We start from the raw sequence: 11,936 nt of genomic DNA on the forward strand, positions 1-11,936 counted from the left end.
CTTCTGCCTCAGGGCAATCCTGCGGCAGGAGGCGCTTTTTACTTGCTATTCAACTTTTTTGGGATATTCTTCTGCGGGAAGTTCCCGCAGAAGAATTTTTCAATACGTTTAACCAATGGTAATCGTGCAATGCTTCACTGCGGAATAGCCAGGCAAGGTCGTATAAACGCCTGTGCTCTGGCCCGGTGTGCCAACGGCCCATACCCGGAAGTAATAGTCGTTTCCAATCTGAGTCACGAATTGAGTCTTCAGCACATTGCCATTGCCCACTGTAAAGCTCGGCATCAAATTATTTCCATTGACTACGGTCATCTTGAAGCAGTATGCACTGCCACTCTTTACCGTAAAGTCAACCGTTGTGTCGGATACAACCTTCGGCTGTGCCGTTGCTGCTCCCGTTCCGACCGCTACAACCACTCCGTCAGACCCCATCGTATTGTTAGCGCTCGAAGAACTGCTGGAGCTACTGCTAGAACCGCCGCTGGACTTTCTAACCAGCTTATCGATAGCATCTTTAATTGCCTTTACAGATGCGTCAATTGCCGCCTGATCTGCATCCGCTGGGAGTTGCTCTGCTGCCTTAACTGCTGTTTCCAAAACGTTCCAGCTGGCTGCCGTATATTTGCTCGAATCCAGGCTCTTTGCTTCATCCAGTGCAGCCTTCAGTTCTGTCCAGTCGGTCTGCTCTGCATTTTTAATGATCTTTACGACTGCGCCACCAGTTGCCTTAATATCGATGGACATTGTCTGGCCCTTTGTAAGCGTTTTGGTTTCTGTGATGATTGCTTTATTGCTATCATCATTTGTCGGATCATCGCTGTCACGGAAAATATATGCGGTATAAGTTGCACCATCCTCCAAGAAGTCCAGATCGAACTCTGCAATACGAGCTTCATTGCCCATGATGCTTACATACCAATCGTCCCCTGTACGGCGTGCCATATTGACATAATGTCCCGGATCGCCGTCCAACAGAATGCTGTCATCCCAAGAGGTGGGCAGATTCTTAAAGAGATTCTCGTATGCTACATGTCCACGGTATACATCCGGCTTATCCGCCATCGTCTGAATTCCACATTCAAACATAATGGTCTGTGCAACCAGGTGTGCCTGGGTAACCGACTTCATTCCAAAGGTATTGCCATAGGAAGCCATCGGAGTAAAGTCCGCAGCGCCTACTGCGAAGCGAGTAAACGGCAGCATACAATCAAAGTATGCATCATTTACACAACTCTCGCCGCCCGAAATCGCCTCACGACAAATTGCGTTCGGATAGGTTCTTCTTTCACCGGTGGTCTTACCGGCGCCATGGATGTTGATGAGCATATGATTTTCTGCGGCTTCCTTGGTCAGGATGTCCAGGAGCTGGATGATCTCCTGGCTCTGAGAATCAAAGAAGTCTGGCTTAATGCCTTTAATGCCCATCTCTGCCCATTCTTTGATGCGTTCGCGCTCTTCCGGTGTATCCAGATCGCGTTTGTTTGCCCAGACAATCAGGCCAATGCCCTTACTTTCTGCGTAATCCAGAACTTCCTGCATCCAGTCATAGTAACCGTCATACAGGTCATTGCCGCGGTTGTATACACGCGGCTGCCAGCCTTCGTCCAAAAGCTGATACTTCCAGCCCATCTCTGCTGCAAAGTCAATATACTGCTTGTACAGCTTCGGTGCGGTCTCTTCCCATGTTGTGCCTTCCGGCAGATTGTCATGGCGGAGATCGCCATTCAGCCAAGTCCAGTCGACCGGACTCGGTACGATCCAACTGGTATCTTCGATTACGCTGTCCGGACTCAACGTTTCTGCAAGGGTATTTTCTGCAATATCTGCCGGATCACCAATAACCATGAAACGCCACGGAGAGGTGAACGGCGCGGTCGTTACGACATCGCTGAACTGCTCCGGTGAGAACACGACGTCCAACATACCGGTGTCATGGCCAACAATCTGTCCGCCACTATACTGTGGAGTAAGCGCTGCTTCAGACAGCAGTGCCCAATCGCCATTTGGCGTCTCATAGAGCAGCGGCATGCAATAACCGCCCTCCAGTTCTTCGATTTCCTTCTGATAATACCGCTCCTCGTTGGCCTTATCGAAGTCCATCGTCTGTGCAACGGAACCGTCCGGCATCAAGAAGCCTGTTGCTTCAGAAGAAATCGTCAACTCTTCGCCATCCTGGCCTTCGATTTCATACTGGAACGCCATACCATCATCATAGGCACGGCTGATGATGCGATAGGTCACGCCATCCTTTTCAAAATTCAAAGTCAGTTCGGTGCCTATTGCATCCACATGACTCTTCTTCGCGCCGATCAAGTCATAAGAATCCTTGACGGTTTCTGTCTTAGAATCGACGAAGGTCAAACCGGTACGGAAATCGCCCAAGTTGGTGACCAAGCCAGTCGGGGAAGTTCCGATAACGGTATTTCCATTTCTCGAAGTTGTAAATACAACCGATCCATCATCGCGCAAGGTGAACAGAGTCTCAATATTTCCATCCGGAGACACCACGGTCCAAGAGTTCTCATTTCCATTGCCAACAATGATATCCAAAGTCGAGGACTGTTTCACGCCGTCCAGTTCTACGGTGCATGTAATGGTTGCTGTACCGTCCGAAACAGCTACGATCTTTCCATCCTCTACCTTTGCAACGGATTCGTCGCTGCTGCTGTAGGTGATAATGGCATTTGTCAGATCCGCTTCGATATTCTGCATACCGCCCCAGCCAACTTGACCGATGTAACCAGTCAGATTGATGGCAGAGCTTGCTCCCTTCTGAAGATGAGTTTCCTCTGCTTTGATGGTAACACGAGCCAAGTCTTTCTGAGCTTCCTTATCGCAATAGAGGCGAGCATCTGCCCATGTTGTGCTACTGCTGCCCTTTGCATACAAGGTCAAAATCTTGGTTCCTTCCGGAATCGCCACTTCCAAAGCACCATTGTCTGGCGAGATCTGATTTCCATCATAGGAAAGAGTCTTAGAGAGGATTTGTTCTCCATCTGCCAGCACAATAAATTCACAGCTCCCTGCGCCAGCCGGGAAGCAACCGATGGCTTTAAAGGTTTCTGCATGCAGGCCAGTGATGTCGAAGGTTACCTGAGACGGTGCAAAGGTACCAATACCCTTTTCGTAGATAACCGTTTGGCCATTTTCGTTCCAGGAAATCTCCGTCTGATTGACGGTCTGGTCCTTACGTACGAGGAACCAGCTGTCCACTGCATTGAGCCACTCCAGATCGCTCAGATAAATGGCATCTGGATCAGCCTTATGAACATTCTCATTGACTTCCTGTTTCTCAACTACCCAAACACTGGACGGGGCCGTATCTTTTGCCAAGATTACCAATGTCCCACTTTCAGTCGCATCATTCTGCAAAGCGATATACAGAGGAGAACCCTCGGACGCCTTGTTCATCAAACGATACTGGCCATCTTGTTCTGCTGGAACGATCTTCCACCACTGCGCATCATTTTCTTCATCGATGTTGCCAAGAGTCAACGCCACACCTTCTGCGGCGTTGGAGTCCGTCGGCATCATAACGGTGGAACTGGCCGATTCCAACTGAATCATAAAGTATTCATTGTTACTGTCCGGAATGAGTCGCCAATATTGGGCCTCGCCATCGAAATCCCACCACAGATCGATAATTGCACCTGCACTGGAGTTGTTGCTGTTGGATTCGATGCAGCTGTCGTTCAAGACCGTCCGGAACTTATAGCTGGCTTCTGTATCCCATTCTGGTTCCTCAGGCTCTTCGCCCGGATGGAAATTGTCAGGTACGTCTGCCCATGCATCCGAAACGGCTTCTGTTTCCGGATAAATCTTTGCAAGGAAATTGTACATATCAACATCATATGCCTTGAGTTCTTCACGGGTATTCACCGGACCGCGAACGCCATCCCAAGAACCGTCGGCAGACTCAGACATGACATTGAACCAGATTGCCGTACATGTTGCAAAATACTCTTCCCGATTCGAAATCGCATAGCTGTTCGGCCAGAGATTCTTTTGTTTGGCAGATGCATAAACTGCATCAAATTCCTCTTTCAACTCCGGAATGGAATCGACGCCAAGCAAATGCACGGAATGACCAAATTCATGTACCAATACGGATTCATTTTCATAACCAGTATAATGGTCCGGCGAATCTTTTTGCAGGAGGCGGAGAACGTTTGCATCATAGATGCTGGCAACCGGGTTACCAACCATCCCGCCGTATCCCTCTACATAGTACATATCGGGATCATAGGTTGCGCGATGCTCAGGAATGCTGTAAGCACTTTCGCCCTTACCATACACAGCCAATTCCGCACCATTTTCAATCATTTTTTCCACAACATCGGAACGTGCAGAAAGCATCACATCCACAATATCCGCCGCAGCTTGCAGTGTGGATTTTTCCACAGCGTCGCTGGACTTCACCGTGATCCCACAATCTGCCTTAACAGACTGTGTATAGAACGGAGCAGCGACAACAGCATAGACAGTCTCTGTATCAGCAGCTTCTCCCATTTCATTGGTTACAGAACCAACCACCTGAACGGTGATCTGTGCATCCTGTGCAGGAACTTCTTTCAGTTCCAAAGTGGTCATTTGATCGAAGTAGAGAGCTCCATTTCCTGCATTATATCCATAATCGTTGAGCGCTGCTTCTTGGCCATTGACCATGACTTTGAAGCTAGACTTTTCATCAGCACCAGTTACATCTTGATTCCAGTCCAGTTCAATTAGACGGTCTGTAATCCGCTTTGCCTCTGAAACAGCCGGAATCTCTTCTTCAACTTGGTCTCTTGGGACATAATGGATCGCTGCACCGCCGGTCTCCGCCAGCGGGATTGTCAAGGTATCTTCTTTTGTAACAACCTTGATTTCTTCAACAATACTGCTGTCAACCGTCGCTTGGTCGACTACCAGATTGCTTCCATCCTGGTCATGACGGCCAAATTGATCGTATGCAGCAGGGCCTTCCGCCAGAACTTCCGGAGAATCCTTGTAAATATAGGCAACATATTCACCTTCACCCAAGAAGTCGAGTGAGAAGGTTGCGTCCAGCTTACCATCACAGATGATTCCCTGATACCAGTCGTCACCATTGCGGCGGGCCATATTTACATAGTCGCCCGGATAACCATCGATCAGGATTCCTTCATCCCATTCAGATGGCATATTCTTAAAGTAATGCTCATATCCAGGATGTGCACGATAGACATCGGGCTTGTCCGCCAAGCACTGCAAACCACATTCGTAGATCACCGGCAGCGCAGTCATATGTGCTACGGTAAAACGGCCAGGATTATGATTGGTCAAATTGTCATTTGCACCATACGATACCATAGGAGTGTAGTCCATCGGACCTACTGCGCCGCGAACAAACGGCAACGAGCAGTTATGATGGGCATCCATGACGGCACCCCAAGTCTCGATATTATCAACCGCATAAGCCTCTGCACCACGAACAGCTTCACGGGCAATCGCATGCGGCCAAGTGCGGCGTTCACCAGTCGGTTTGCCGGCACCATGCACGTTGATCAGCATATGATTTTCAGCCGTTTCCGCCATCATTTTTTCGATGAGCTGAATCGTCTCCTGATCCTGGGAATCAAAGAAGTCTGGTTTAATGCCTTTGATGCCCATATCCGCCCACTCTTTAAAGAGCTTTTGCCGATAATCATCATCGGTCAAATTAGCCTTTCTTGCCCAAACAATCAAGCCGACGCCTTTTTCTGCAGCATACTCAATCAAGTCGGGCATCCAATCATAATAACCTTCGTATTCATGTTCGCCAGCTGCTGTATTGCCGCGAGGCTGCCAGCCTTCATCCAAAAGCTGGTATTTCCAACCCATTTCAACGGCAAAATCAATATACTTTTTATAGTATTCCAAACCAGCAGTTTCAAAGGAAACGCCATCTGGCAGCTGGTCGTGACGGAGATCACCATTCAACCAGGTCCAGTCCACTGTTCCCGCCTCAATCCAGCTGGTGTCCTCTACCTTGCTTGCAGGCGCCAAGGACTCTGCCAAAGTATTGTTGGTAATAGTCTGCAAGTCGCCAATAACGACATAGCGCCATGGGCTGGCGAACGGTAAAGTCGTTTCAACATCGTCTGTTTGCTCTGGGGTAAAGACAATGTTCAACAAGCCAGTGCCATCACCAGTCATCTGTGCGCCACAGTATGTACCGTTGAGATCGGCTTCATTTACCAAAGCAAAGACATCGTCTTCGGTCTCATAGAGCAATGGCATAGAATACTGATAATTAAGTTCTTTGATGGAGGCATGCTCAATTTCCACATCTTCATTGGATTGGCTGTAGTTCATTGCCCAAGTATACGCACCATCTGGCAAACGGACACCTGTATGCTCTGAAGAGATCGACAGATCTGTGTTCTCATCTCCATCGATACTGTAACGGAACGCAACGCCATCATCAAATACTTTCAAAATGATAGCATACGGTACGCCCGCTTTTTCAAACTGGAATGTCATCTGCTTATAAGGAGCATTGACATATTTTACCTTTGCTCCAATCAGTTCATACTCTTCTGTTCCGTTGCTCTCCTCTACATCTACAAACTCCAGACCGCTGCGGAAATCTCCCTCACTTGTAACGATTCCCATCGGAGATGCAGATACTACAACAGAATTATCACTTAACGCGGCATAAGATACGGCTCCATAAGCCTCATCATAAGCAATCAAAGCTGAAACATCTGTCTTTGGCGCTGTCAACTGATAAATAGCCCCATCCACCGGCTCGGTGCCTACGATGATCGGTGTATAACCTTCTACCTTTGTCCCGTCACTCAATGTGGCAGAAGCAACGATGGAAGCAACACCATTCGCTTTGGCCGTTACAGTGTATATACCTTCCGATGAAGTTACCTCTGCGACCTCTGGATTGCTACTCTTTACTTCTGTAACTGCAATTTGTTCTTCGTACTCATCAAAAGCAGTTGCACTTACCGAAGTACTTTCATCAACATCCAAAAGCGTCTTTCCCGCAGATACATTGACAACCGGATCTACTGGTTCCGGAGGGGCAACTTCAACCTTACTGACTTTCCAGTAGCTCGAAGCTGTTGTTCCATCGGAGAGAATAACAAGAGTTCCATCGTTCACCCCATCATTCTCCAGAGCGATATATGCTTCTGCACTTCCTTCAGAAGCTTTGTTTAACAGCATATACTCGCCATCTTGATCCGTAGGAACGATTTTCCACCACTGTGAATCGTCCGCATCATCAATGTTTCCAAGGGTTAATGCTGTACCTGCTACGGCATTTGATTCTTTGGGCATCAAAACCGTCGCATTGGTATTTTTGGGCTGAATCCGATAGTATTCTGCCTCATCATCCGGAATCAACCTCCAGCACAATGCATCGCCCTCATAGTTCCACCATAGGTCGACTTTTGCGCCGGGATTTGTGTCTCCAGAGTAAACTTCAATTCCTGCGTCTTTCAACACAGTAAGAAGCTTATACTCTGCGGAAGGATCCCACTCTCCCGCGGCTTCGCTCTTTGCCAATGCAGGCGTCCAAATGGTAAATACCATTGTGAATGCCAACACAAGCGACAGAAGCGATCGCCATGCTCTCTTCTTCATGTTTTTTCTTCTCCTCCTTTGTTTTCAGGCAAAGCCTGTTTGATTACAATAGTATTGTAGCAGAAGAAGTGTTCCAAAAGTGTTCCATAATTTCTCTATTTTTAGGTACATTTAAATAAAACCACTCATTTGACGCCTTATATATAAAATTTCTTCACTTTATAATTTTGTTCTTGACTCTCACGTTGCGTAATCCTTTATAGTAAAAAATGTAAGAGGAGATGATTTCGGTGAAACAAACCATAAAAGAAGTATCGAAAGCTTGCAATGTCAGTGTTCGCACCTTACATCACTATGACCAAATCGGCCTCCTTTCCCCCTCTGAAAGAACGGATGCCGGCTACCGACTTTATGGGGAAGCTGAACTGATTCGATTACAACAGATTCTCTTTTTCGTGAACTCGATTTTTCGCTTAAGGAGATTAAAATTCTATTGGATTTGCCAGGATTTAACCTCTTGGAAGCTCTTCGGAAGCATCAATCCCTTCTATTATTAAAAAAGGAACGAATCACACGACTTATCTCCCTTACAAATCAAATCTTAGAAGGAGAGGCACAGATGGATTTTAAAATCTTTGACAATCAAGAAATCAGTACTATGAAAGATCAATACCGAAAAGAAGTAGAACAACGATGGAAAGATACGTCAACTTATAAAAAATATCATGAGAGAACGCGAACCTATACCAAAGAGGTATGGAAAGAGATTGAAAGAAAAATGCAAAACTTCTTTCAAGAACTAAATTGTCTTAAACCACGAACTCCGGACGACCCAGTCGTACAAGAATGGCTTGAAAAATATCGATCTTTTATAGACGAGTATTTTTATCCATGCTCCAAAGATACGCTTATTCAATTAAGTGAACTCTATATCTCTGATGAACGTTTTCAGCAGTTCATCGATCGAGAAGGAGATGGATTATCCAAATACCTCCACCAAATTATAACGTTTGCTTGTACTCAATAAACGAAGCGATGAGTAATATATAATTATACAAGTCAGGCCCCCCGGCAAAGCCTGGGGCTTGAGAAAGCGCTAGAAGTGCATGATACGGGTCCCACCCCTAAAGGGGCCACGAATGGGTCGGCTAACTGCATTGCTGACTCATAGCGGACCCCTGAAGGGGCGTTACTTTATATATTTTTTTCTCTCCCCGCCTTAGCCGGGGGTTCTCCTTTCGCTAATGCAGATCAAAATAAAAGGCCTCCAGTTCTCTGAAGGCCTTTTACTTATTGTTCAAATTACCCATCAAGACAATATCGATTCTTCCATATCATATCTCTCATAAGTCTATAAAATTACTCAAGATGTCTATTGATTACAAAAAAAGCTCTTGAATGATTTCAATCATTCAAGAGCTTTTTGGTGGGCCATCAAGGACTCGAACCTTGGACCGACCGGTTATGAGCCGGCTGCTCTGACCAACTGAGCTAATGGCCCGTATAATTCTTACTAATATTATAAAACATAGCAAAACAGAACCTAAAAATCCGGATAAACCAAAGGAACTACAAAAGATGTAGTTCCTTCAAAAAGTGGCTCCCCTGTTGGACTCGAACCAACGACCCTGCGGTTAACAGCCGCATGCTCTACCGGCTGAGCTAAGGAGGAATGTTTATGTTGGCATCTTCCTATTGTCCCAGGCCGTTGCCAGCCAAGTATCGTCGGCACTAATGAGCTTAACTTCCGTGTTCGGGATGGGAACGGGTGGACCCTCATCGTCATCGACACCAACTCTATTTAGTACATTCCTGTCTAAATAGCTCTCTATATTCACTTTCCTTGTTTGCTTTTGGTGACCCGTGCGGGAATCGAACCCACGTTAACGGCGTGAGAGGCCGCTGTCTTAACCGCTTGACCAACGGGCCACATCTTTCAGTCTTACGCAGAGGCCAGAGATCTCTCCGACCTCCGTCGTCCGACTTCTTTCATGGTGCACCATCAGGGACTCGAACCCGGGACACCCTGATTAAGAGTCAGGTGCTCTACCAACTGAGCTAATGGTGCAGACCTGTGGTCTCGCCGCCTCCGCGACTTACCATTCGCCAGCATACTTTTTGCCAGTACACTGAAAACTGAATAAAGATTTAAGATAGAAGCTAACTGAAAAAGCTTTGAACCAAGGAACTATGGTCAAGCCCTCGGCCTATTAGTACTGCCAAGCTGAACATGTTACCATGCTTACACACGCAGCCTATCAACCTTGTAGTCTTCAAGGGGCCTTACTAGCTTACGCTATGGGATATCTTATCTTGGAGTCGGCTTCACGCTTAGATGCTTTCAGCGTTTATCCGATCCGCACATAGTTGCCCAGCTGTGCTCCTGGCGGAACAACTGGTGCGCCAGAGGTGCGTCCATCCCGGTCCTCTCGTACTAAGGACAGCTCTCCTCAAATATCCTACGCCCACGACAGATAGGGACCGAACTGTCTCACGACGTTCTGAACCCAGCTCGCGTACCACTTTAATCGGCGAACAGCCGAACCCTTGGGACCGAATACAGCCCCAGGATGTGATGAGCCGACATCGAGGTGCCAAACCTCCCCGTCGATGTGGACTCTTGGGGGAGATCAGCCTGTTATCCCCAGGGTAGCTTTTATCCGTTGAGCGACGGCAATTCCACTCTCATACCGCCGGATCACTAACTCCAACTTTCGTTACTGCTCGGGCCGTCACCCTCGCAGTTAGGCTGGCTTACGCGTTTACACTCTAAAGCACGGTTTCCGTCCGTGCTGAGCCAACCTTTGAGCGCCTCCGTTACCTTTTTGGAGGCGACCGCCCCAGTCAAACTGCCCGTCTAACAATGTCCCCCGGCCGGATTCACGGCCGCAGGTTAGAATTCCAGCAACTTAAGGGTGGTATCCCAAGGGTGACTCCACCAACACTGGCGTGCTGGCTTCCCAGTCTCCCACCTATCCTGTACATAAATTACCGAAACCCAATATTAAACTGCAGTAAAGCTCCATGGGGTCTTTCCGTCTTGTCGCGGGTAACCGGCATCTTCACCGGTACTACAATTTCGCCGGGCGGGTAATTGAGACAGTGCCCAGATCGTTACACCATTCGTGCGGGTCGGAACTTACCCGACAAGGAATTTCGCTACCTTAGGACCGTTATAGTTACGGCCGCCGTTTACTGGGGCTTCAATTCAATGCTTGCACATCTCCTCTTAACCTTCCAGCACCGGGCAGGTGTCAGCCCCTATACTTCATCTTTCGATTTAGCAGAGACCTGTGTTTTTGCTAAACAGTCGCCTGGGCCTATTCACTGCGGCCACGTCTCCGTGGCGTCCCTTTCCCTAAGTTACGGGACCAATTTGCCGAGTTCCTTAACTACCCTTCTCCCGTTGGCCTTAGAATTCTCTTCCCATCTACCTGTGTCGGTTTGCGGTACGGGCGCCTCAGATATACAATAAGCTTTTCTCGCCCCCGTCCAGCATGCTTCCCTACTCTAATTTCGGTCCCTTACGCCCGGGGCGACCATCGCCCGGGTCATGCCTTTCTAGGGTGTCCCTTATCTTAAATCTTTTGGCGGCTACGGAATTTCCACCGTATGTGCATCGACTACGCCTTTCGGCCTCGCCTTAGCTCCCGGCTTACTTGGAGCGGACGAACCTTCCTCCAAAAACCTTAGACTTTCGGCCAATATGATTCTCACACATTTCGCGCTACTCATTCCGGCATTCTCACTCGAATGAAGTCCACCACCGCTTCCGCTATGACTTCACCCCTCATTCGACGCTCTCCTACCATTCCTCACGGAATCCCAAGCTTCGGTATACTGTTTAGCCCCGTTAAATTTTCGGCGCAGGGTCACTCGACCAGTGAGCTATTACGCACTCTTTTAATGAGTGGCTGCTTCTAAGCCAACATCCTGGTTGTCTGTGCAACCCCACATCCTTTTCCACTTAACAATATTTTGGGACCTTAGCTGTGGGTCTGGGCTGTTTCCCTTTTGACAATGAAACTTATCTCACACTGTCTGACTCCCGTACATCAATTATCCGGCATTCTGAGTTTGATAGGTTTCGGTAGCCTCTCGGCCCCTAGACCATTCAGTGCTTTACCTCCGGTAATCTAATACGAGGCTAGCCCTAAAGCTATTTCGGAGAGAACCAGCTATCTCCGGGTTCGATTGGAATTTCTCCGCTACCCACACCTCATCCGCTACCATTTCAACGGGAGTCGGTTCGGTCCTCCATGGAGTTTTACCTCCACTTCAACCTGGACATGGGTAGGTCACCCGGTTTCGGGTCGTGTACAACTGACTTCATACGCCCTCTTCAGACTTGCTCTCGCTGCGGCTCCAGACCTGAAGTCCTTAACCTTGCCAGTTAC

3 protein-coding genes, 4 tRNA genes and 2 rRNA genes (1 of these 9 only partly in view) are annotated in these 11,936 nt (G+C 47.9%); 2 read left to right on the forward strand and 7 right to left on the reverse strand.

Annotated features, from left to right (window positions below; all coding sequences use genetic code 11):
* Positions 1 to 108 precede the first annotated feature (108 nt).
* A complete protein-coding gene (locus ACGCCZ_RS03160) occupies positions 109 to 7,599 on the reverse strand; it encodes a glycoside hydrolase family 97 catalytic domain-containing protein (RefSeq protein WP_411655277.1) in 7,491 nt (2,496 codons plus the stop codon).
* 221 nt (positions 7,600 to 7,820) lie between these two features.
* Here ACGCCZ_RS03160 and ACGCCZ_RS03165 point away from each other — a divergent pair, with 221 nt between their 5' ends.
* Both ACGCCZ_RS03165 and ACGCCZ_RS03170 read left to right on the forward strand, forming a co-directional pair.
* A complete protein-coding gene (locus tag ACGCCZ_RS03165) occupies positions 7,821 to 8,096 on the forward strand; it encodes a MerR family transcriptional regulator (protein ID WP_411655278.1) in 276 nt (91 codons plus the stop codon).
* Positions 8,033 to 8,566 carry a TipAS antibiotic-recognition domain-containing protein gene (locus ACGCCZ_RS03170; protein WP_411655279.1) on the forward strand — a complete coding sequence of 178 codons (534 nt, stop codon included), beginning with the start codon at positions 8,033 to 8,035 and terminating at the stop codon, positions 8,564 to 8,566. Before ACGCCZ_RS03165 ends, ACGCCZ_RS03170 begins: the two co-directional genes overlap by 64 nt.
* 397 nt (positions 8,567 to 8,963) lie before the next feature.
* Here the strand turns inward: ACGCCZ_RS03170 and ACGCCZ_RS03175 are convergent.
* The 6 genes from ACGCCZ_RS03175 to ACGCCZ_RS03200 form a co-directional block, all read right to left on the reverse strand.
* A tRNA-Ile gene (locus tag ACGCCZ_RS03175) sits at positions 8,964 to 9,040 on the reverse strand.
* Between the two features lie 96 nt (positions 9,041 to 9,136).
* Positions 9,137 to 9,211: transfer RNA gene (locus ACGCCZ_RS03180), tRNA-Asn, on the reverse strand.
* 7 nt (positions 9,212 to 9,218) lie between these two features.
* Positions 9,219 to 9,335, reverse strand: a 5S ribosomal RNA gene (rrf, locus tag ACGCCZ_RS03185).
* Between the two features lie 58 nt (positions 9,336 to 9,393).
* Positions 9,394 to 9,468, reverse strand: a tRNA-Glu gene (locus ACGCCZ_RS03190).
* Positions 9,469 to 9,531: 63 nt separating this feature from the next.
* Positions 9,532 to 9,607, reverse strand: a tRNA-Lys gene (locus tag ACGCCZ_RS03195).
* 122 nt (positions 9,608 to 9,729) lie between these two features.
* Positions 9,730 to 11,936 (reverse strand): 23S ribosomal RNA (locus ACGCCZ_RS03200) (it continues 624 nt past the right edge of the window).

It is taken from the genome of Anaeromassilibacillus sp. SJQ-1 (genome assembly GCF_046693725.1).
Classification (GTDB): Bacteria; Bacillota; Clostridia; order Oscillospirales; family Acutalibacteraceae; genus Anaeromassilibacillus.

Coding starts and splice junctions, on each gene's coding strand:
- ACGCCZ_RS03165 (WP_411655278.1), top strand. CDS start 7,821: ATGATTTCGGTGAAACAAACCATAAAAGAAGTATCGAAAGCTTGCAAT.
- ACGCCZ_RS03160 (WP_411655277.1), bottom strand. CDS start 7,599: ATGAAGAAGAGAGCATGGCGATCGCTTCTGTCGCTTGTGTTGGCATTC.